This is a genomic window from Micromonospora sp. WMMD980, from assembly GCF_029626035.1.
GTDB lineage: Bacteria > Actinomycetota > Actinomycetes > Mycobacteriales > Micromonosporaceae > Micromonospora.
The window spans coordinates 2,553,942-2,573,887 of sequence record NZ_JARUBE010000003.1 but is presented as its reverse complement, the minus strand read 5'-3'; the positions used below and the strand labels follow the sequence as shown (position 1 = coordinate 2,573,887).

Annotated in this window: 22 protein-coding genes and 2 pseudogenes; 18 read left to right on the top strand and 6 right to left on the bottom strand. The window is 72.5% G+C overall.

The annotated features are described in order from the left end of the window. Positions 1 to 48 precede the first annotated feature (48 nt). The 14 genes and pseudogenes from O7618_RS12495 to O7618_RS12440 all read left to right on the top strand — a co-directional run bounded on the left by O7618_RS12495 (position 49) and on the right by O7618_RS12440 (position 10,126). The gene (locus tag O7618_RS12495; protein ID WP_278106236.1) at positions 49 to 339 is read left to right on the top strand and encodes a hypothetical protein; all 291 of its coding nucleotides are present in this window, start codon (positions 49 to 51) and stop codon (positions 337 to 339) included. 95 nt (positions 340 to 434) lie between these two features. Further along, on the top strand, positions 435 to 803 hold the full coding sequence (locus O7618_RS12490; protein ID WP_278106235.1) for a barstar family protein: 369 nt from the start codon (positions 435 to 437) through the stop codon (positions 801 to 803). A gap of 86 nt (positions 804 to 889) precedes the next feature. Beyond that, positions 890 to 1,867, top strand: coding sequence for a DUF3800 domain-containing protein (locus O7618_RS12485; protein ID WP_278106234.1), 978 nt, complete (start codon positions 890 to 892; stop codon positions 1,865 to 1,867). Positions 1,868 to 1,877: 10 nt separating this feature from the next. Continuing rightward, a complete protein-coding gene (locus tag O7618_RS12480; RefSeq protein WP_278106233.1) occupies positions 1,878 to 2,264 on the top strand; it encodes a hypothetical protein in 387 nt (128 codons plus the stop codon). A 297-nt stretch (positions 2,265 to 2,561) separates the two neighbouring features. Next, entirely contained in the window at positions 2,562 to 2,771 is a 210-nt protein-coding gene (locus O7618_RS12475; protein ID WP_278106231.1) for a DNA-binding protein, read from the top strand. Positions 2,772 to 2,891: 120 nt separating this feature from the next. Next, a complete protein-coding gene (locus O7618_RS12470; RefSeq protein ID WP_278106230.1) occupies positions 2,892 to 3,641 on the top strand; it encodes a DinB family protein in 750 nt (249 codons plus the stop codon). Positions 3,642 to 3,825: 184 nt separating this feature from the next. Continuing rightward, positions 3,826 to 3,933, top strand: a pseudogene (locus tag O7618_RS12465) (IS982 family transposase); the annotation flags it as partial. 113 nt (positions 3,934 to 4,046) lie between these two features. Then, a complete protein-coding gene (locus tag O7618_RS12460; RefSeq protein ID WP_278106229.1) occupies positions 4,047 to 5,600 on the top strand; it encodes a phenylacetate--CoA ligase family protein in 1,554 nt (517 codons plus the stop codon). 2 nt (positions 5,601 to 5,602) lie between these two features. Then, entirely contained in the window at positions 5,603 to 6,043 is a 441-nt protein-coding gene (locus O7618_RS12455) for a DUF4188 domain-containing protein (RefSeq protein ID WP_278106228.1), read from the top strand. Beyond that, positions 6,040 to 7,122, top strand: coding sequence for a GNAT family N-acetyltransferase (locus tag O7618_RS12450; protein ID WP_278106227.1), 1,083 nt, complete (start codon positions 6,040 to 6,042; stop codon positions 7,120 to 7,122). Before O7618_RS12455 ends, O7618_RS12450 begins: the two co-directional genes overlap by 4 nt. A 1-nt stretch (position 7,123) precedes the next feature. Continuing rightward, positions 7,124 to 8,107, top strand: a complete 984-nt coding sequence (locus tag O7618_RS12445; protein WP_278106226.1) for a nitroreductase — start codon at positions 7,124 to 7,126, stop codon at positions 8,105 to 8,107. Positions 8,108 to 8,286: 179 nt separating this feature from the next. Further along, positions 8,287 to 8,475, top strand: a pseudogene (locus tag O7618_RS32230) (twin-arginine translocation signal domain-containing protein); the annotation flags it as partial. Between the two features lie 40 nt (positions 8,476 to 8,515). Continuing rightward, positions 8,516 to 8,686 carry a glycoside hydrolase N-terminal domain-containing protein gene (locus O7618_RS32225; protein WP_347405415.1) on the top strand — a complete coding sequence of 57 codons (171 nt, stop codon included), beginning with the start codon at positions 8,516 to 8,518 and terminating at the stop codon, positions 8,684 to 8,686. 60 nt (positions 8,687 to 8,746) lie between these two features. Further along, the gene (locus tag O7618_RS12440) at positions 8,747 to 10,126 is read left to right on the top strand and encodes a cellulose-binding domain-containing protein (protein WP_347405370.1); all 1,380 of its coding nucleotides are present in this window, start codon (positions 8,747 to 8,749) and stop codon (positions 10,124 to 10,126) included. 148 nt (positions 10,127 to 10,274) lie between these two features. Here the strand turns inward: O7618_RS12440 and O7618_RS12435 are convergent, their stop codons facing one another. Next, positions 10,275 to 10,991: a hypothetical protein gene (locus tag O7618_RS12435; protein WP_278106225.1), complete on the bottom strand. Its 717-nt coding sequence runs from the start codon at positions 10,989 to 10,991 to the stop codon at positions 10,275 to 10,277. Between the two features lie 73 nt (positions 10,992 to 11,064). Here O7618_RS12435 and O7618_RS12430 point away from each other — a divergent pair, with 73 nt between their 5' ends. Continuing rightward, a complete protein-coding gene (locus O7618_RS12430; RefSeq protein WP_278106224.1) occupies positions 11,065 to 11,892 on the top strand; it encodes a PIG-L family deacetylase in 828 nt (275 codons plus the stop codon). Positions 11,893 to 11,910: 18 nt separating this feature from the next. Here O7618_RS12430 and O7618_RS12425 read toward each other — a convergent pair whose 3' ends face one another. Together O7618_RS12425 and glnA are read right to left on the bottom strand one after the other, a co-directional pair. Next, positions 11,911 to 13,023, bottom strand: a complete 1,113-nt coding sequence (locus O7618_RS12425) for a glutamate--cysteine ligase (RefSeq protein ID WP_278106222.1) — start codon at positions 13,021 to 13,023, stop codon at positions 11,911 to 11,913. Positions 13,024 to 13,124: 101 nt separating this feature from the next. After that, positions 13,125 to 14,549, bottom strand: a complete 1,425-nt coding sequence (glnA, locus tag O7618_RS12420; protein WP_278106221.1) for a type I glutamate--ammonia ligase — start codon at positions 14,547 to 14,549, stop codon at positions 13,125 to 13,127. A gap of 157 nt (positions 14,550 to 14,706) precedes the next feature. On the opposite strand from glnA, the gene O7618_RS12415 reads away from it, so the two are divergent. After that, positions 14,707 to 16,488 carry an N-acetylglutaminylglutamine amidotransferase gene (locus O7618_RS12415; RefSeq protein ID WP_278106220.1) on the top strand — a complete coding sequence of 594 codons (1,782 nt, stop codon included), beginning with the start codon at positions 14,707 to 14,709 and terminating at the stop codon, positions 16,486 to 16,488. 20 nt (positions 16,489 to 16,508) lie between these two features. Continuing rightward, complete coding sequence (locus O7618_RS12410; RefSeq protein ID WP_278106219.1) at positions 16,509 to 16,772, top strand: hypothetical protein; 264 nt, start codon at positions 16,509 to 16,511, stop codon at positions 16,770 to 16,772. A 16-nt stretch (positions 16,773 to 16,788) separates the two neighbouring features. Here O7618_RS12410 and O7618_RS12405 read toward each other — a convergent pair whose 3' ends face one another. Next, the gene (locus tag O7618_RS12405; protein WP_278106218.1) at positions 16,789 to 16,959 is read right to left on the bottom strand and encodes a hypothetical protein; all 171 of its coding nucleotides are present in this window, start codon (positions 16,957 to 16,959) and stop codon (positions 16,789 to 16,791) included. Positions 16,960 to 17,104: 145 nt separating this feature from the next. Between O7618_RS12405 and O7618_RS12400 the strand changes: the two genes are divergently transcribed. Then, positions 17,105 to 17,974 carry an alpha/beta hydrolase gene (locus O7618_RS12400; protein WP_278106217.1) on the top strand — a complete coding sequence of 290 codons (870 nt, stop codon included), beginning with the start codon at positions 17,105 to 17,107 and terminating at the stop codon, positions 17,972 to 17,974. Here the strand turns inward: O7618_RS12400 and O7618_RS12395 are convergent. Both O7618_RS12395 and O7618_RS12390 read right to left on the bottom strand, forming a co-directional pair. Continuing rightward, a complete protein-coding gene (locus tag O7618_RS12395) occupies positions 17,971 to 18,663 on the bottom strand; it encodes an aspartate/glutamate racemase family protein (protein WP_278106215.1) in 693 nt (230 codons plus the stop codon). The genes O7618_RS12400 and O7618_RS12395 overlap by 4 nt on opposite strands. After that, positions 18,660 to 19,940: an FAD-dependent oxidoreductase gene (locus O7618_RS12390; protein ID WP_278106214.1), complete on the bottom strand. Its 1,281-nt coding sequence runs from the start codon at positions 19,938 to 19,940 to the stop codon at positions 18,660 to 18,662. The genes O7618_RS12395 and O7618_RS12390 overlap by 4 nt, the downstream gene beginning before the upstream one ends. Positions 19,941 to 19,946 lie beyond the last annotated feature (6 nt).

Sequence of the window (19,946 nt, the reverse complement as noted above, 5' to 3'; positions counted from 1 at the left end):
CGGTGCGACGCGGCGGTGACTCAGGGAACGGCGGCGACGGTGGTGGACGTGACGATCAAGTTCGTCGGTGGCGACGCCGAGATCAACAGCTCCTTCCGGGAGTGGCTGTCCGGTGCCGAACGTGCCGCTGCGGACGGCAGTTCGGTCGTGTCGGTGCGGGGCTGGGCCGACTGCGAACGGATCGGCGCGCAGCTCGCCCACTTCATCGCGGGGCGAAGCGACACGTTCAACCTGCGTATCGACGGACCGGGGGCGGACTTCCTCATTCACGAGGTGCTGATGGTGGCGGACGCCGATTCGATGACGCGCTTCCTCGCATCGAGCAGCTACCTCCAGTGACCTTGTGGACGAGTTCCGCACCTGCGGTCCAGGTGCTCGCCCGCACCACGCTGCTTCCCGCCACGGACGTCGTCCCTCCCTCCGGTGAAATTGCGGTGGCCCGTCTGGACGGCGCGGCGATGACGGACGTCGACGGCGTGTTCGCGCAGTTCTCCGACGCCCTGCGGTTCCCGGGCTACTTTGGGTGGAACTGGCCTGCCCTGGCGGACTGCCTCACGGATCTCCAGTGGTTGCCGGCACACCGATATCTCGTCCTCGTCGAGAACGCCTCCCTCATCCTGCGCGAGAGCGAGAGCAGGAGAGAAGTCCTCTTCGGCATCCTCGCCGAGGCCGGCCGACACTGGGCCGACTCGTACGACGCGCGCTACCGCGGCCGGGGGCCGTTCTTCCTCGCCGTCCTCTGGTGCGAGGAGGGCGAGGTCGAGGTGCTGAGGCGGGAGGTCGAGGCCGCGTCGAGGCGGTGACGGCGGCCGCACGACGTGCGTCGACCAAACCGGTGGTCCGTTCGCGTCGGGTGGGCAACCATGGTCGGCATGGCGAGGGGGCGGGGATGAGACTGCCGCTGCAGGGTGGGCTGCCGCCGGCAGAGGCGCCGACCGGCGAGGTCGTGGAGATCGCCTGCGACGAGTCGGGATGCTCCGGCACCAACCTGCTCGACCCCGCCACCCCGGTGATCGCCCACGCCAGCGTCGACCTGAGCACCGACGAGGCCGCCGGTCTGGTCGCGACGCTGCGCTCCGGCTTCCGGTTGGCGCCGCACGAGTTCAAGTCTCGACAGTTCCTGCGCCGGCCCGAGGCGGCCGAGGCGCTGGAGTGGCTCCTGTCGGCGCTGCGCGGGCGGGCCCACGTCCACTTGGTCGACAAGCAGTTCTTCCTGGTCACCCGCGTCATCGACCTGCTGTTGGGCGAGCCGTCCTACGTGGCCGGCGCCCGCCTGGCCGGGGAGCGCCGGGCCGCCGCCGTCGCGCTGCACCGGGCCGGACGCGCCGCCGGCCCCGACTGGGACGCCTTCCTGGCGGCCTTCGTCGAGATGCTGCGGACCAAACGGCGGGACCGGTCCGGCGACGGCAGCGTGGACCGGTTCCTCGCGGCCCGGGACGCGCTGCTGCGGCACATCCCGGCCGAGGCCGTCCTGGTTGCGCTCGACCGGAGCCGGGTGGCGCACGTGCAGGCCCGGCTCTACGCCGAGGACCGGTCGATCCCGCCGCCGCTTGAGCCGCTGCTGCCGGCGCTGGCGGAGACCGTCCTGTTCTGGAGCGCCGGACGGCGGCGGGTGCTGGTGACGCACGACGAGCAGAGCGCGCTGACCGCTGACCGGCTGCGCCGCCTCCAGCGGGCGCTGGCCGAGCACGGCGGACTTCCGGCCGCTGAGTCGCCGCTGGCCGGGCTGGTGATGACCGACTCCCGCGACGACCCGCGGGTCCAGGTCGCCGACCTGCTCGCCGGGATAGCTCGACGGACGCCGGGCGCCGTCGACGACGGCCCGCTGCTCGCGGACGGTGGAGTCACGACGGAGCCTCGATGCTGAGGCTCGGCCGATGACAGGTCCCGGAGACGTCGGCGAGGGCGTGCGGCAGGGCTGGTACGGAGTGCGGTGCGTCTTCCAGTACGGCGCCGAGGCGCCGTACGTGTACGAGGAGCGCATCACGGTCTGGCGGGCCGCCGGCTTCGACGAGGCTGTCGCGCTGGCCGAGACCGAGGCTGCTGAGTACGTGGCGGACATCGACCGTGCGTACCTCGGCCTCGCGCAGGTCTACCACATGTTCGACGAGTTGGGGCATGGCGTCGAGGTCTACTCGCTGATGAGAGACAGCGACCTTCCGGCCGACGCGTACCTGACGAGGTTCTTCGACACCGGCGACGAGCGGCAGGGAACGCTGCCGGCGGCCCCGGACCGTTCCTCGGGGCGAGTCGACGGATCTTGAGTCGTTCCCTGGCCCACCGCAGGGACCCGCACTCGTCGGACCGGCCTTCGCAACGGTGGCAGTGGCCGAGAACTTAATGTCTTCTGATGATCCGTTTTGCCAGCTCCGGTACCCACTCCGAGCGTGGTGCGTCCCGTTCGATCAAGAGTGGTCTCCTCTCTGAGGTGGCAGCCCCGGCCACGGAGGCGATGTCACGCAGCCGGAGCGCCTTCCACCACACCCCGCCCTGTCGAATCCAACAGTGTCAAGTATGACAGCTGTTAAGATCAACAGTCTCGCGTTGCATAGTTTTGGGGCATGGTCCGCAATCTGTACGGCAGCGCCGAGCTTCAGGAGCGCCTCGGCGTCTCCCGGGCGCGAATCGTGCAGATCACGACTCGGCCCGACTTTCCGGCGCCGTTCGACCGGCTCGCCGGGGGAGCGGTATGGCTGGTGACCGACGTGGAGGCGTGGATCTCCGAGCACCGACCGTGGCAGGCGCAGGGAACCGATCCGGACGAGCGCTGACCCGTCCTAGATCGTTGACCGGTATTTCTCCTCTTCGCTCGTGTCCGGAAACCTCCGGGCAGCCCAATGCTGGGATCTTGATCTGGTGGTCCTGTCGTACCGGGCCCCTACGATGTGCCGATGACGCGATTCGGGCAGCAGCCCGACTGCGAGGGCGCGGCGTTCATCGATCTGTCAATGGCCGGCGCAACCTTCCGCGAGGTGGATCTCAGCGGCGCGCGGATGCGTGGCGTGCTGCTGTCGGACGCCGACATCGACGGGGCGATCGACGGCCTGCGCGTCAACGGCGTGGAGGTCATGCCATTGATCGAGGCCGAGCTGGATCGCCTGCATCCCGAACGGCTTCGACTGCAGCCGACCACACCCGAGACGATGCGCGATGCGGTGGATGTCATCGAGGAGCTGTGGCAAGCGACGCTGCGACGCGCAAGCGTGCTGCCGGAGGAAGCCGTCCACAGATCGGTGAACGACGAATGGTCGTTCGCCCAAACCCTGCGCCACACGATCTTCGTCGTGGACGCCTGGTATGGCCACGCGGCGGCCCCTCGCCCGAACCCGTTCCATCCGATCGGCGTACCCGCATCGTTCACCACCAACGGCACCGAGTTCGGCATCGACGAGTCGGCCGCGCCCACCCTCGGTGAGATTCTCGCCGTGCGCGCCGAGCGGATCGCCGACCTGCGCGCATATCTGGCGCAGGTCACGCAGGAGGAGCTGGACCGCGTGCGGGGGCCGAACACCGCGATCGGCTGCCCGCCGCCCGCCGAACGTACGGCGGTCAAGTGCCTGCAAGTCATCTTCAGCGACCAGTGGGCGCACGTGCAGTTCGCCAACCGCGACCTGGCCATCCTGGAACAGGAGTATGCGTGATGCTCCGGGGGTCACTGCTACACCGTCCGCGTACTCGTTTGATAGGCCAAACGCAGAATTGGCCGGTGGTGTTGATGTGGTAGGTGTGTGACACGTCGCGGTGGTTGCGGTGACAGACGGAGGAAGGGTGTCCAGGATCGACGTCTCCACACACGTCGACCGTGAGGCCTACCTGAACGCCGACCTGGACGCCCGTGTCCGGCAACGCCTGCTCGCCCTCAACGCCGCGATCTGGCACAACTGGACCATCGACGCACCCGTCAAACGCTCCTTGGTCGCCTACGACCACTGATGACCTGCCCAAATCACCGGTCAACGACCTAGCGCCGCTGGGTATGCGTACTCAGCACGAAAACCGTCTCGTGGCTCAGGTGTCGGCGGACCGGCGTCGGCAGGATCCTTGGCATGGCCGAGACGCTGCACCGACCCGCCGCCCTGCGTACCGTCGAGACGCCGTTGCCGGGGGCGCAGAGCGCCGGTCGCGCGGTGGCGGCGCTGGTCCGGCTGGTCGGCCGGCACCCCGCCGGGTGGCGGTGGCTGGCCCGGCGGCACCACCCGGTCCTGGATCGGCTGGCCGAGGCGAACGCGCGGTCGGTCTGCGTGCGGGCGGCCCGGCGGGTACCGGCCTACCGGGCGTTCCTGCGGTCCCGCCCGGCGGGCGTCCGCCGCCGGCTGCGGGACTTCCCGGAGACCGACAAGCTCGGGTACGTGGTGGGCCACGACGCCGCCGCGCGGTGCTGGCACGGGCGGCTGCCGCGGCGGGGGGTGGTGGTCGACGAGTCGGCCGGGTCGTCGGGGCGACCGTTCAACTGGCCGCGCGGCGAGCGGGAGCTGCGGGCGGTGCACCGGGACATCGTCGGCTACACCGGGCTGGCGTTCCCGATGCGCCGGCCGTTCGTGATCAACGCGTACTCGATGGGCGCCTGGGCGACCGGGACCACGACCGGCGCGGCGATGGCCCGGATCGCGGTGGTGAAGAACACCGGCCCGGATCTCGGCAAGATCGTCGACACGCTGCGGGAGTTCGGGCCGGAATTCGACTACCTGGTGACCGCGTACCCGCCGTTCCTCAAGCACCTGCGGGACCGGCTGGACGCCGAGGGCTTCCCCTGGGCGCGTTACCGGATCTTCGGCAGTTGCGGCGGGGAGGGCATGACCGAGGCGCTGCGCGACTACCTGGAGCAGCGGTTCGTCCGGGTGCGCTCGGCGTACGGGGCGTCGGACCTGACCATCGGCATCGGAGCGGAGACCCGGTTCACGGTGTGGCTGCGGCGCCGGCTGCGCACCGACGCGGCGCTGCGGGCGGAGCTGCTCGGCGCCGGTGAGCAGCGGCTGCCGATGGTGTTCCAGTACAACCCGTTCGCCACCTGGCTGGAGACCAACGAGCGCCGGGAGCTGGTCTGCACCGTGGGCAGTCCGGACGTGCTCCAGCCCCGGCTGCGCTACAACGTCGGCGACGAGGCGCTGCTGGTGTCGTACCGGCGGATCGCCGAGCTGGCCGCGGCCGACCCGGTGCGCGCGGCCGAACTCCGCACCGCGACGGCCGACGAGCGGATGACGCTGCCGGTGCTGCTGCTGTTCGGCCGGCGCGACTCCACGGTGTCCTACCTGGGCGCGAACCTCTATCCGCAGGATGTCGAGTACGGCCTCTACACCGGCAACCCGCACGCCGCCGCGATCAGCCGGTTCTGCCTGGCGCTCGTCGAGGACGAGGCGCTGGAGACCCGGCCGGTGATCCACGTGGAGCTGCGCGGCCCGCTGGCCGCCGCCGACCGCGCGGCGCTCGCGACCGCGTGCCGCGACGGGGTACGCCGGCACCTCGCCTCGGTCTCGCGGGACTTCGCGCAGTCCCTGGTCGAGGACCCGACCGCCGGCGACCTGCGGGTGAAGCTGCACGATTCGGGCACCGGCCCGTTCACCGGCCCGCAGAAGATCAAGAACGCCTATCTGGTGAGGTGACCATGCGTACCCGAGATTTCTCCCGTGCCCCGGCCCAGGCCCGCGCCGGCGCGATGTTCATCGGCGGCACCCGGTACGCGAGCCCGCTGGTGCTGCTGCGGCTGGCGCCGGACTGGTTCCGGATGGTGCGGGACATGCGCCGGATGTCCGGCTACCGCTGGCACACCGTCTACTGGCAGTTTCCGCTGACGTTGGGCACGATCGCGTTCTTCGCCGACCGGGACGCGATGCTGCGCTTCGCGCGCACCCGGCACCACCGTCGGCTGATGGCGTGGCTGACCGACGGCAACCGCAACGCGACGGCCGGGTTCATCCGGCTCTACACCGCCGACCCGGACGGCTACTCCAACGGCGCGTGGCGGGCCGAGGACGGCGCGATGGGCCACATCGAGCAGTTCACCCCGCTGGGCGTGGAGACGACCGGACCGGCGGTGCGCCGGTGAGCGGCCACCGGTTCGAGCGGGTCACCGGCCGGCGTGCCCTGGCGGAGTTCCTCGCGTTCGCCGACCGGCTCCACGCGCACGAGCCACGCCACGTGCCGACGCCCCGGCAGCAGATCCGCCGCTGGTGGCGCGACGGCGTGCCGCTGTACGTGCTGCGGGACGCCGCCGGCACGGTGGTCGGGCGAACCACCCTGCACTCCGACGCCGACCTGGACGCGAAGCTGGGCCGCCGGTGCCAACTGTTCGGGCTCACCGAGTTCACCGCGCCGGCCGCCCGGGAACTGTTCGACGCGATCGACGCGCACGCCGCCGCGGACCGGGAACTGCTGTTCGGGCCGGTGGCGCTGCTGCCCAACCAGGCCGGCGGCGTGATCACCGACGGCTACGACGACCGGGGCTTCGTCGACAGCGCGTGGAACCCGCCGCGCTACCCGGCCGCCTACGAGGCGTCCGGTTTCACCCGCCGGTTCGTCTCGGACACCTGGATCTGCCCGGTGCCGGCACCGGACGGACCGCCGCCCGCGCTCGGCGTCCAGCCCGACGGCGCGCGGCTGGACCTGCACCGGGGCGACGTGCGGCGCCTCGACGAGCAGCTCGACCTGCTGCGCGGCATGCTGAACGACTCGTTCGCGCAGCTCGGCTACTACACCCCGATCTCGACGGCGCAGTTGCGGCGGCAGACCGACGGCCTGGCGTACCTGTTGGACGAGTCGCTGCTGCTCTACCTGACCCGGGACGGCCGGCCGGTCGGGTTCGTGCTCTGCGTGCCGGACATCAGCGAGTTCCTGGTCCGGGTGCGCGGCGACCTGAACCCGGTCAACCAGCTACGTCTGCTGGCCACCCGACGCCAATACCGCCGCGAGGCGGTGCTGATCGTCAAGGGCGTGCGGCCGGAGTTCCAGGGACGTGGCTACCAGCGGCTGCTCTCCGCGCACCTGCACCACCACCTGCACGCCGGCGGCTACACGACGCTGCGCAGCTCGTACGTCGGGCGGGACAACCCGGCGTCGGCCGCGCCGTACCGGCGGCTCGGCGGCCGGCCGCTGCACGGATACACGTTCTACGCCAGGGAGCGCTGACATGGACCTCGCCGCGTTCCGCGAGCTGGAGCCGCTGTGCTGGCGGACCCCGAGCGCGCACAACACCCAGCCGTGGCGGCTGCGCTACGAGCGCTGGGCGGTCACGGTCGGCTGGGACCCGGCCGACGCGCTGCCGGCCGGCGACCCGACCGGCCGGGACCTGCGGCTGTCCCTGGGCGCGTTCGTGGAGACCTGTCTGATCGTCGCCGCCGACGCCGGGCTGCGACTGGACTGGGTCGCCGACCACGACGAGTCCGACCACCGGGTGGGCCGGCTGCGGCCGGCGCGGCAGCCGTACCGGACGCCGTTCCGCGCCGGCGACGTGCGGGACCGGCGTACCCACCGGGGCCGGTTCACCGACGGCCCGGACGCCGGCGTGCTCGCCGCCCTCGACGACGTGGCCCGGCGCGGCGGCGGCGCGGTCCACGTCGTGCCGGGCCGGCTCGGCGCGCTGCTGCGCGCGGCCGACCGCCAGGTGTACGCGGACCCGGCGGTCACCGCCGAGCTGCGCCGTTGGCTGCGCCTGGACTCGGCCCGGCCGGAGTACCGGGCGGACGGGCTCAGCGACCGGTGCCTGGGGTTGTCCCGGCCGGCCGCCGCGGGGCTGCGGGCGGCGTTGGCCGCCTATCCGGTGCTGCGCCCGCTGGGGCTGCCGCGCCTGCTCGCCGCCGGCGACGACCCGCTCGCGCGCGGTGGCGCGGTGCTGGCGCTCGTCGCGCCGCCCGACCTGGACGCGGCCGGGCAGGTCGAGTTCGGCCGGGTGTTGATGCGGATGTGGCTGACCCTGCACGCGGCCGGCCTGGCCGCGCACCCGCTGAGCCAGCTTGTCGACGTCGGCGTCACACGGGAGGCGCTCGGCTCGTCGCTGGACGTGGCGCCGGGGCGGATCGTGCACGTGACCCGGGTGGGCCGCCCGGTGGCACCGGCGCCGCGTTCGGCCCGCCGGGTCGAGCGCGGGACATCGATCGTGAGCACGCTCGCGTAATCCCGCCAGCAACTCCTTGACGGGTGGCTTCTCATCTATGAAAGTCCATATGGGCTGATGCGTCGCTCGGATGGGAGCTCGGGCGTTGGCATCGCGATGATGAGCGTGCGGAATATTCGGGCCAATTCTGTTAACGCTCACACGAGATTCGCCGTCGCCGATCCGTGCTGGGAGAGATCATGTCCGAAGTGACCCGAAGGAACATCCTCAAGGCCGGCGCGGCGGGGACCGGCGCCGCCCTGGTGCCGGCCGCCTGGACCGCGACCGCCCGTGCCGGCTCGACGCCGCCGCCGCAGGTGCTGGCCGCGAACGACCTCGCGCTCTGGTACGACGAGCAGGCGGGCACCGACTGGCTGCGCGCGCTGCCGATCGGCAACGGGCGGCTCGGCGCGATGGTGTTCGGCATAAATCGACACCGAACGGCTGCAACTCAACGAGGACACCGTCTGGGCCGGCGGCCCGTACGACTCGGCGAACACCCGGGGCGCGGCCAACCTGGCCGAGATCCGGCGGCGGGTCTTCGCCCAGGCCCAGTACGGCGCCGGCGGCTGGGTCACCCACCACAACACCGACGCCTGACGGGGCGCCTCGGTCGTCGACGGGGCGCTGTGGGGCATGTGGCAGACCGGCGGGGCCTGGTTGAGCACGCTCATCTGGGACCACTACCAGTTCACCGGCGACCTCGCCTTCCTCCAGGCCAACTATCCGGCGCTCCGGGGCGCCGCCCAGTTCTTCCTGGACACCCTGGTCGTCCACCCGACGCTCAACTACCTGGTGACCAACCCGTCGAACTCGCCGGAGCTGCCGCACCACGCGAACGCCAGCGTCTGCGCCGGCCCGACTATGGACAACCAGATTCTGCGTGACCTGTTCGACGCGGCGGTCCGCGCCGGCGAGGTCCTCGGCGTCGACGCCACGTTCCGGTCCCAGGTGCGCACCGCGCGGGACCGGCTGCCCCCGAGCCGGATCGGCTCCCGGGGCAACGTGCAGGAGTGGCTCGCCGACTGGGTCGAGACCGAACGGACCCACCGGCACGTCTCGCACCTCTACGGCCTGCACCCCAGCAACCAGATCACCAAGCGGGGCACCCCGGCGCTTCACGAGGCCGCCCGCAGGACGCTGGAGCTGCGCGGCGACGACGGCACCGGCTGGTCCCTCGCGTGGAAAATCAACTTCTGGGCGCGGCTGGAGGACGGCGCCCGCGCCCACAAGCTCCTGCGTGACCTGGTCCGCACCGACCGGCTCGCGCCCAACATGTTCGACCTGCACCCGTCGTTCCAGATCGACGGCAACTTCGGCGCCACCTCCGGCATCGCCGAGATGCTGCTGCACAGCCACGCCGGAGAGCTGAACGTGCTGCCCGCGCTGCCGAGCGCGTGGCCGACCGGGCGGGTCGCGGGCCTGCGTGGTCGGGGCGGCCACACCGTCGGCATGTCCTGGAGCAACGGGCAGGTCGACGAGATCACCGTCCGCGCCGACCGTGACGGCACGTTGCGCATGCGCTCCCGGCTGTTCACCGGCGGCTTCACCTTCGTCGACGCCGCCGACGGCAGCACGCCGGCCACCACCCGCCCGGAATCGGACGTCGTCCAGCTCACCGTGCGCGCCGGGCACACCTACCGGGCCGCGCGGCCCGGCGGGACGCCGTCACCGACGCCGACCGCCACGCCCACCACGAGCACGTCGCCGACGCCGACCACCAGCTCGCCGGCGCCGTCCGGCGCGCGGGCGACGTACGCGGTGACCGGCTCGTGGTCGGGTGGCTTCCAGGGCGAGGTGACCGTCACCGCGGGGGCGACCGCGATCCGGGGCTGGACGGTCTCCTGGACGTTCCCGAACGGGCAGGTCATCAACCAGATCTGGGGCGGCTCGCACACCCAGAGCGGGGCGAACGTGACGGTGCGCAACGTCGACTACAACGGGACGCTGGCCGCCGGCGCCTCCACCACGTTCGGCTTCATCGGCACGGTGACCGGGGCCAACAACCCGCCGACGAATCTCACCTGCACGACGTCCTGACCGGGCCGGGACGCGCCCGGCCGGGCGCGTCCCGCCCGCGCCGCCCACACCGGCAATTCCGCCGAGCCCGGGTCCTTCACCCTCAACGGCGTCAACCGCGCTGTCTCCTGACGGGAACATCGAGTCGGCCGGTCTGCTCGTCGGACACTCAGGCCAGGAGCGTCTCGCGCAGCCGCGCGCCCAGGTTGATCCGGCCGACCACCCGGGGCCCGGCCGGGTCGTACACGTCGATGCTGTGGTTGCGGCGCATCATCTCCCGCACCGGCGGCGGCAGCCGGGGCGGGTCGTCCATCGCGGCGAGGACCTGGGCGCCGGCGTGGGTCAGCCGCTCGACCAGGGTGGTGCCGTCGGTGTCCACCCGCACCCGGCCGAACTCCCAGCCCGCGGTGGTCAGGTCGAGCACCTCGAACAGCCGGACCACGAACGGCTGCGGGTCGGTCACCCGGTCGAGGCGCTTGGCCCGGCCGCCGACCACCGCGGCGGCGGCGGTCACCTGGGCGTACGGGTGCAGCCCGCTGGGCAGCGCGCCGAGTGGCCAGCGCAGCGACGGGCCGGCCTCCTTCCACAGGGGCCGGTAGTTGCGGCGGTGCACGAGCAGCCGCCGGCCGGTGCGCCGGAACACCTCCTGGGCCTGGAACTGGAGATCGGCGTGCGCCTCCTCGGCGGCCTCGCACACGATTCCGGCGGCGACCACCAGACCGTCGTCGTCGGACAGCAGCCGGCTGATCGCGTCGACCTGCTCGGGGAACCGGAGTCGGGCGTGCGCGCCGTAGGAGTGCCGGACGTCGCGCAGCAGCGTCTGCTGGCGTACCGGGTCCAGTTCGACCCCACCGCCGCCGCCCAGCAACCGCCGGAGCCAACCCATCGTGCCTCGCTTCCGTCGCCGTCTGCGGACCGGGCAATGCTAGTGCGTCGGTGGATGCTCGTATGGTGACGGGGTGGCTGAGCGATCCCTGACCCTGATGGCGGTGCACGCGCACCCCGACGACGAGGCGACCAGCACCGGCGGCATCCTCGCCCGCTATGCGGCTGAGGGCGTCACGACGGTGCTCGTGACCTGCACCGACGGCCGGTGCGGCGACGGGCCCGGCGGCGTCAAGCCGGGCGACGACGGGCACGACCCCCAGGCCGTGGTGGCGATGCGCCGGGCGGAGCTGGCGGCCAGTTGCGAGGCGTTGAAGGTGACGCACCTGGAGACGCTCGACTACGCCGACTCCGGGATGATGGGCTGGGCGACCAACGACGCGCCCGGCGCGTTCTGGAACACGCCGGTCGCCGAGGCGGCCGACCGGCTGGCCGAGCTGATCCGGCGTTATCGCCCCGACGTGGTGGTCACCTACGACGAGAACGGCTTCTACGGCCACCCGGACCACATCCAGGCGCACCGCATCACGATGGCCGCGGTCGAGCGCACCGGCATCCCGGCGAAGGTCTACTGGACCACGGTGCCGCAGAGCGCGTTCCAGGAGTTCGGCAAGGTCATGCAGGAGATCGGGGTGGAGTTCCCGGAGCCGGACGCCGCCGACGAGATGCCGGCGCTGGGCCTGCCGGACGACGAGATCACCACCTGGGTGGACACCCGCGCCCAGGGCGGGCAGAAGTTCGCCTCTCTCGCCGCGCACGCCAGCCAGGCGGAGAACATCTTCTTCCTGCGCCTGGGCGAGGAGCGGTTCACCGAGCTGATGGGGATGGAGACGTTCGTGCGGGTGCGCGACAGCACCGGCGCGCCGACGCCGGAGGACGACCTCTTCGCGGGTCTACGCTGAGGCCACCGGCCGGCCCGGTCAGGCCGCGACGGTCTGCGCGGCCAGGTGCTCCAGCACGGCACGCACGTCGCCGTCGGTGTCGGCCATGATCCGGCGTTGCCGGGTGGCCCCGGTGCCGATGCGGCGCAGCCGGTCCACCTCGTGCACCGCCAGGTCCAGGTCGCCGTGCCGGCGCAGCGCGGGCGCGACGGTGTCGATCAGGTCGTCGACGAGGTCCCAGGCCGGCCGGGGCCGCCCGGTGCGCAGGTCGACCAGCTCGCCGTCGACCCCGTCGTGGGCGGCCCGCCAGTGCGCGGCGGCGACCAGGCAGTCGCGAATGCGCGGGGCGGTGACACCGGCGCCGATCTCGTCGATCGCGGTGGCGACCAGGGCCCGGACCAGCGCGGCGACCAGCACGGTGTCGTCGACGGTGGGGCAGACGTCGCCGACGCGGACCTCCACGGTCGGATAGGCCGCCGACGGCCGGGCATACCAGTAGACCATCGCGGCGTCGAGCATGATCCCGGCGGTGATCAGGTCACGCACGGTGGCGTCGTAGTCGGCGGCGGAGTCGAAGTGCGGCGTCGGGCCGATGCTGGGCCAGCGCTCCAACTGCATCGAGCGCCAACTCGCGTGCCCGGTGTCGCGGCCGTCGTGCAACGGCGAGTTCGTGGTGAGCGCCTGCACCACCGGCAGCCACGGGCGCAGGTGGTTGCAGACCTGCACGGCGAGTTCCCGGTCGGGTACCCCGACGTGGACGTGACAGCCGCACACCGCCGGGTCGTGCGCCACCGGCCCGAACCGGCGGGACATGTCGTGGTAGCGCTGCTCGTCGGGGACGGTGCGGTGGGCCTCGCAGACCGGTGTGGCGCCGACCGCGACGAGCCGTGCCCCGACGGCGTCGGCCGCGCGGGCGGCGGCGCGGCGCAACGCGACGAGATGGTCCCGTAGCGCCGCGAGGTCGGGGCTGACCGGGGTGACCATCTCCACCATGCTGTGCCGGAACTCCTGCCGGCTCTGCTCGCGGGCGCTACCGGAGAGCGCGTCGCGCACCCGGTCGGCGACCGGCATGCTCTCCCCGGTCGCCGGGTCCAGCAGCAGGAACTCCTCCTCCACCCCGAGCGTGAGGGTGGTGGGAGTCGCCCGGGTCATGCCCCGACGGTACGAGGCCGGCGACCTCCGGGCTGCCGTTTCGGCCGACCACCGCCCCCGCGGGCGACACGCGGAGGCGGTGGTCGGCGACGACCCTGGCGTCAGCAGTCGTAGTACATGGCGAACTCGTGCGGGGTGGGCCGCAGGCGCACCGGGTCGACCTCGTTGGCGTTCTTCCAGTCGATCCAGGTGGAGATCAGGTCGTCGGTGAAGACGCCGCCGTCGAGCAGGTAGTCGTGGTCGGCCTCGAGCGAGTCGAGCACGGCCGGCAGCGAGCCGGGGACCTGCTTGACGTCGCCCCACTCCTCCGGGGGCAGGTCGTAGAGGTCCTTGTCGATCGGGGCCGGCGGCTCGATCTTGCTCTTGATGCCGTCCAGGCCGGCCATCATCATCGCGGAGAAGGCGAGGTAGACGTTGGCCGACGGGTCGGGCACCCGGAACTCGACGCGCTTGGCCTTGGGGTTGCTGCCGGTGACCGGGATGCGGGTGCACGCGGAGCGGTTGCGCTGCGAGTAGACCAGGTTGACCGGGGCCTCGAAGCCGGGCACCAGGCGGCGGTAGGAGTTGACGGTCGGGTTGGTGAAGGCGAGCAGCGAGGGCGCGTGGTGCAGCAGGCCGCCGATGTACCAGCGGGCGGTGTCGGACAGCCCGGCGTAGCCGGTCTCGTCGTAGAACAGCGGCTCGCCGTTCAGCCAGAGGCTCTGGTGGGTGTGCATGCCGGAACCGTTGTCACCGAACAGCGGCTTGGGCATGAACGTGGCGGTCTTGCCGTTGGCCCAGGCCTCGTTCTTCACGATGTACTTGAAGAGTTGGAGCTGGTCACCGGCGTGCAGCAGGGTGGAGAACTTGTAGTTGATCTCCGACTGGCCGGCGGTGCCCACCTCGTGGTGCGAGCGCTCCACGGTGAAGCCGGTATCGACCAGCCGCCGCACGATCGAGTCGCGCAGGTCGGCGTAGTGGTCGACCGGGGGCACCGGGAAGTAGCCGCCCTTGTAGGCGGTCTTGTAGCCGCGGTTGCCGCCCTCCTCGACCCGGCCGGTGTTCCAGGCGCCCTCGATCGAGTCGATGTAGTAGAACGACTGGTGCGCCGAGGTCTCGTGGCGGATCGAGTCGAAGATGTAGAACTCCGCCTCGGCGCCGAAGTAGGCGGTGTCGGCGATGCCGCTGGCGGCGAGGTATGCCTCGGCCTTCTTGGCCACGTTGCGCGGGTCGCGGGAGTAGGCCTCGCGGGTGAACGGGTCGTGGATGAAGAAGTTGATCGCGACCGTCTTCTGCTTGCGGAACGGGTCGACGAACGCGGTGGCGACGTCGGGCAGCAGCAGCATGTCCGACTCGTGGATGGCCTGGAAGCCGCGGATCGACGAGCCGTCGAACGCGAGGCCGTCGGTGAAGACGCTGTCGTCGAAGGACTCGACCGGCAGGTTGAAGTGCTGCATCACGCCGGGCAGGTCACAGAAACGTACGTCGACGAACTTCACGTCCTCGTTCTTGAGGTAACGCAGGAGTTCCTCGGGATTGGCGAACACACGTCCTCCTGGCAGGCGTTGTTGATCTCCGGCCACGTCCCGTGGCCGGACCGCCCGGGGACGTGGCCCGTACGGCCACCGTACGACGGCTCGCCGCCGTCGGCTCGCCAACCGCCCATCCGGGGTTTCCTCCGTCACACGCCGGGTAGTCGCCGACATGTGCGGGATCAGCGGTGAGGCCCGCTTCGACGGGGCGGTTCCGGACGCCGAAGCGGTCGACCGGATGACCGAGGCCATGCGCTCCCGCGGCCCGGACGGCCACGGCCGGTGGAGTGACGGTCGGGTGACGCTCGGGCACCGCCGGCTGACCGTCATCGACCTGTCCGAGGCCGGCGGTCAACCGATGGTCCGCGACGACCTCGGTCTCGCCCTGGTCTTCAACGGTTGCGTCTACAACTATCCCGAGCTGCGCGACGAGCTGCGGGCCGTCGGACACACCTTCCGATCGACGAGTGACACCGAGGTCGTCCTGGTCGCGTACGCCCAGTGGGGTGAACGGTTCGTCGACCACCTGGTCGGCATGTTCGCCGTCGCCCTGGTGGACCGGCCCCGGCGGCGGCTCGTGCTGGCCCGCGACCGGCTGGGCATCAAGCCGCTCTACCTCGCCGAGTCACCCGGCCGGCTGCGTTTCGCCTCCACGCTCCCGGCGCTGCTCGCCGCCGGCGACGTGGACACCGGCATCGACCCCGTGGCGCTGCACCACTACCTCTCCTGGCACTCGATCGTGCCCGCGCCGCGCACCATCCTGCGCGGAATACGCAAGCTGCCGCCGGCCACGGTCCGGGTGGTGGAGGCCGACGGGCGGTCCCGGGAGCACGTCTACTGGCGCCCGGAGTACCGGCGCGACCCGGCCCGCGACGGCATGGACGCCCACGACTGGCGGGCCGCGGTCGGCGACGCGCTGCGCACCGCCGTCCGCCGGCGGCTGGTCGCCGACGTGCCGGTCGGGGTGCTGCTCTCCGGCGGCCTCGACTCCAGCATGATCGTCGCGCTGCTCGACGGGGCCGGGCAGCACCACCTGCAAACGTTCAGCATCGGCTTCGACAGCCGGGGCGACGAGGCCGGCGACGAGTTCCACTACTCCGACCTGGTCGCCCGCGCCTTCGACACCGACCATCACCGCATCCGGCTCGCCGACGGCGACCTCGGCCCGGCGGTACGCGCCACCGTGGCGGCCATGACCGAGCCGATGGGCAGCCACGACGTGGTGGCGTTCCACCTGCTCAGCGAGCAGGTCGCCCGGCACGTGAAGGTGGCCCAGTCCGGGCAGGGCGCGGACGAGGTCTTCGCCGGCTACGGCTACCACCACCGGCTCGCCGAGGCGGCCCGGCCGGACGCCGCCGCCGAGTTCACCGCCGCGTTCTTCGACCGGGACCACGCCGGGCTGAACCGGGTGGTCGACCCGGCGTACGCCTGCGACGCCGATGTCAGCGGCGAGCTGGTCGCGTCCGAGCTGGCCGCGCCGGGCGCGCAGACCGCGGTGGACGCCGTGCTGCGCCTGGACACGCACCTGATGCTCCCCGACGACCCGGTGAAGCGGGTGGACAGCATGAGCATGGCCTGGGGGCTGGAGGTCCGCACGCCGTTCCTCGACCAGGACCTGGTGATGCTGGCCGCGGCCTGCCCGCCCGAGCACAAGCTGGCCCAGGGCGGCAAGGGCGTGCTCAAGGACGTGGCCCGCGAGGTGCTGCCGGCCGAGGTGATCGACCGGCCCAAGGGCTACTTCCCGGTGCCGGCGCTGCGCAACGTCGACGGTCCCGTGCGAGAGTTGGTGGTGGAGGCCCTGGGCGCCCCCGAGGCACGCCGGCGCGGCCTGTTCCGCCGTGCGTACGTCGACGAGTTGCTCGCCGAGCCGGACCGGGCGCAGGCGACCGCCGGCAGCAACAAGTTGTGGCAACTGGGCCTGCTGGAGCTGTGGTTGCAGTCCCACGGCGTGTGATGATCGAGGGAGGGAGCGCGGTGAAGTTCGTCATCGAGAGCGAGACCGACGGCCGGGTGGGCTTCACCGTGCTGGGCGGCGACGGGCAGGTGCTCGCCACCGGTCGCCCCTGCCCGGACAAGGGCTCGGCACTGGCCGCCATCGGGGAACTCATGCACGGCCTGGGTGACGCGTGCATCGAGGATCACACCGAGGCCACGGCCGCGCCGCCGCCGATTGCCACCAGCGAGATCGGCGGCGGCGACATGTCCGCCATCGGCCGGTCCGGCATTCCCCCGGTCTGACCGCCCCGCCCGGCGGTCACCGCTCGTCGTCGACGACCTCGGTGCGGTCGTCGACGGTGGCCGTGACGTCGAGGTGCTCGTCCGGCTGGGGCGCCTCCGCCAGCGTGTGGTGCGGGTCGCCGTCGGGGGAGTAGAGCACCTGGTCGGTCTTGCGGGTCTTCTCCTGGTCCTCTTCCGGTTCCGTCACGTCCGTCCCCTCCGGCCCCGGCCGCCTCCCTGACAGGCCGCCTCTGCCCACACGCTATGTGCCACCGGGACGCCGGGCGGGCGTTTCCCGCCGTCCGGCCCGGGACCGACGGCCGCTGTCGCACCGGGGTCGTAGGGTCACCGCCATGACGACGACACGGACCCACACGCTCGCCGTGCCCGGCGCCGACCTGGTCTACGACGTGCGCGGGCCGCTCTCGCCGACGGACGGCCGCCCGGTGCTCCTCATGATCGGTCAGCCGATGACGGCGGAGGGCTTCTCGGCGCTCGCCGAGCACGTCACCGACCGCACCGTGGTCACCTACGACCCGCGCGGCCTGGGCCGCAGCCGGCGCAACGACGGCCGGTCCGACCACACCCCCCAGCGGCAGGCCGCCGACCTGCACCTGCTGATCGAGGCGCTCGGCGCCGGTCCGGTCGAGGTCTTCGGCAGCAGCGGCGGCGCGGTGACCGGGCTGGAACTGGTCGCCGCCCACCCGGGCGACGTGGTCACGCTCGTCGCGCACGAGCCGCCGATCAACGCGGTGCTTCCCGACGCGGCGGGCGCCGAACGGGCGCGGGCCCGGTTCCACGAGGCATACCAGGCGAGGGGCACCGGCGCGGGCATGGCCGACTTCATCGCCATGACGTCCTGGCAGGGCGAGTTCACCGACGACTACTTCGACCGGCCCGCCGTCGACCCGGCCGCGTTCGGCATGCCCGCCGACGACGACGGCACGCGCGACGACCCGCTGCTGTCGCAGAGTTCGTGGGCGATCACCGATTACCGGCCCGACGCGGCCCGACTCACCGCCGGGCCGACCCGCATCGTGGTCGCGGTCGGCGAGGAGTCCGCCGGCACCTACACGGCGCGGACCGCGCTGGGCACGGCGGCGCTGCTCGGGCAGGAGGCGGCGGTCTTCCCCAGCCACCACGGCGGCTTCCTCGGCGAGCGCTCCGGCTATGCCGGCAAGCCGGCCGAGTTCGCCGCCCGCCTCCGCGAGGTCCTCGCCTAGCGGTACGGGCGGCGGGTGAGCGTCGCGTGGGCCATCGTGGTCAGCGTGACGATGTCGAACACCGGCACGCCGAGCCGCGCCTGGATCCGGTGCGCGAACGGCACCAGGTCGGTGCACTCGATCACCAGCGCGCCCAGGTCGGGGTGAGCACGCGCGAGCGCGTCCACCCGGCCGTCGACCTCGGCGGCCAGCCGGTCCACGTCGAGCGCGTCGCGCCGCCCCTGCAGCATCACCGCACGGAACTCGGGCTGCCCGGCCATGCCGGTGACCGCGACCGGCACGTCCGCCGCGCCGACCGCCGCCAGGTGCCGCGCGGTCAGCGCCGCCTCGTCGGCGACCAGCAGCCCGACGGTGCGCCCGACCATCCGGTGCACCATCGGCAGCTGCACCAGGCTGGACGACCAGAGCGGCACGTCCACGGCGGCGGCGAGTTCGGCCTGGAACAGCACCAGGAAGCCGCACGCCCCGGTGATGCCGGCGACCCCGGCTTCCTGCAGGTCGCGGGCCGCCGCGACGAACGGCTCCAGCAGCGTCGGGTCGGCCTCGCGTACCAGCCGCTGCGGGGTGGCGCCCTCGACCACCCGGTAGCGCACCGGGAAGTCGAACGTCGCCGGGTTGCGGATGTGCCCGGGGATCTTGTCGAAGCTGGTGTCGAGGCAGAGCACCCCGATCTCCGGCCGGTCGCTCATCGGATTCCCCTCCGGAAGCGGTCCAGGGCGAACGTCGCCGACGAGAGGTCCGCGTCGACGCCGGTGACGAGCTGGGCGAGCAGTTCGCCGCCGGCCGGGGCCAACCCCATCCCGATGTGCCCGTGCCCGGTGGCCACGCTGACGTTGTCGTAACCGGCGGCCCGGCCGATCAGCGGCAGGCTGTCCGGCGTGCACGGGCGCAGCCCGCTCCACACGTCGAGCCGCCGGTCGGTCTCCAGCGCCGGCAGGTAACGCCGGGCGGTGTGCAGGATCCCGTCCACCCGGCGCGGCGACACCGACGTGTCCAGCCCGGACAGCTCCAGCGTGCCACCGATCCGGACCCGGTCACCGAGCGGCATCACCGCGACCTTGCCCTCGCTGAGCAGCACCGGCCGGGTGGGCGTGCCCGGGCCGGCCGGGACGGTGACCGTGTAGCCCTTCGCCGGTTGCAGCGTCAGGCCCACGCCGAGCATCCGGGCGCACGCCGCCGACCACACCCCGGCGGCGATCACCACCTCGGCCGGGCGCAGGTCGCCCCGGGCCGTCCGTACCGCGCGCACCCGCCGGCCGGTCACCTCGAAGTCACGTACCTCGGCGCCGGTGACGATCTCCACGCCGCGCGCCCGCAACGCCTCGGCGAGGCCGACCAGGAACGCCGGGATGCGCAGCGCGGCCCCCTCCTCGTTGAGCAGCGCGCCGGCCACCGCGAAGTCGACGCCCGGCTCCAACCGGGCCAGCTCCGCGGCGTCCAGCTCGCGCAGCGGCACCCCGCGGGCGGTCGCCGCCGGGATGCTCCGGCGGGCCCGCGCGTAGCCCTGGTCGGTGTGGCAGGCCAGGATCATGCCGCGTTCGGTGAGCGTGCCGGCCAGGCCGTCGGCGGCGCAGATCTGGCGCAGCAGCGTCAGGCTGCGTTGCTTCAGCGCGAGCAGCGTCTCGAAGCCGGCGCGGGCGTGCCGTTCGGTGCAGTGCCGGCGGAAGTGCCACAGCCAGGCCAGCAACGCGCCGTCGAGGCGGGGCTTGACCGAGAACGGGCTCTCCGGGCTGAACAGCCAGCGGACACCCTTCGCCGGCACCCCGGGTTCGGCCAGCGGCGCCGAGCCCTGGGTGCCGACGAAGCCGGTGTTCCCCGCCGAGCACGCCGCCGGGTCGCCGACCTCGCCCCGGTCCACCACCGAGACGGTGTGCCCGGCGCGACGCAGGAACCAGGCGCAGCACAGCCCGACCACGCCGGCGCCGATGACCAGCACGTCGGGGTCGCTGCGGGCGGGTGTCGTCATCGTCGT

Excerpts from the sequence above, each read along its gene's own strand:
- O7618_RS12485 (WP_278106234.1), top strand. The coding sequence starts at position 890 with ATGAGACTGCCGCTGCAGGGTGGGCTGCCGCCGGCAGAGGCGCCGACC.
- O7618_RS12480 (WP_278106233.1), top strand. The coding sequence starts at position 1,878 with ATGACAGGTCCCGGAGACGTCGGCGAGGGCGTGCGGCAGGGCTGGTAC.
- O7618_RS12475 (WP_278106231.1), top strand. The coding sequence starts at position 2,562 with ATGGTCCGCAATCTGTACGGCAGCGCCGAGCTTCAGGAGCGCCTCGGC.
- O7618_RS12470 (WP_278106230.1), top strand. The coding sequence starts at position 2,892 with ATGACGCGATTCGGGCAGCAGCCCGACTGCGAGGGCGCGGCGTTCATC.
- O7618_RS12460 (WP_278106229.1), top strand. The coding sequence starts at position 4,047 with ATGGCCGAGACGCTGCACCGACCCGCCGCCCTGCGTACCGTCGAGACG.
- O7618_RS12455 (WP_278106228.1), top strand. The coding sequence starts at position 5,603 with ATGCGTACCCGAGATTTCTCCCGTGCCCCGGCCCAGGCCCGCGCCGGC.
- O7618_RS12445 (WP_278106226.1), top strand. The coding sequence starts at position 7,124 with ATGGACCTCGCCGCGTTCCGCGAGCTGGAGCCGCTGTGCTGGCGGACC.
- O7618_RS12435 (WP_278106225.1), bottom strand. The coding sequence starts at position 10,991 with ATGGGTTGGCTCCGGCGGTTGCTGGGCGGCGGCGGTGGGGTCGAACTG.
- O7618_RS12425 (WP_278106222.1), bottom strand. The coding sequence starts at position 13,023 with ATGACCCGGGCGACTCCCACCACCCTCACGCTCGGGGTGGAGGAGGAG.
- O7618_RS12415 (WP_278106220.1), top strand. The coding sequence starts at position 14,707 with ATGTGCGGGATCAGCGGTGAGGCCCGCTTCGACGGGGCGGTTCCGGAC.
- O7618_RS12400 (WP_278106217.1), top strand. The coding sequence starts at position 17,105 with ATGACGACGACACGGACCCACACGCTCGCCGTGCCCGGCGCCGACCTG.
- O7618_RS12395 (WP_278106215.1), bottom strand. The coding sequence starts at position 18,663 with ATGAGCGACCGGCCGGAGATCGGGGTGCTCTGCCTCGACACCAGCTTC.
- O7618_RS12390 (WP_278106214.1), bottom strand. The coding sequence starts at position 19,940 with ATGACGACACCCGCCCGCAGCGACCCCGACGTGCTGGTCATCGGCGCC.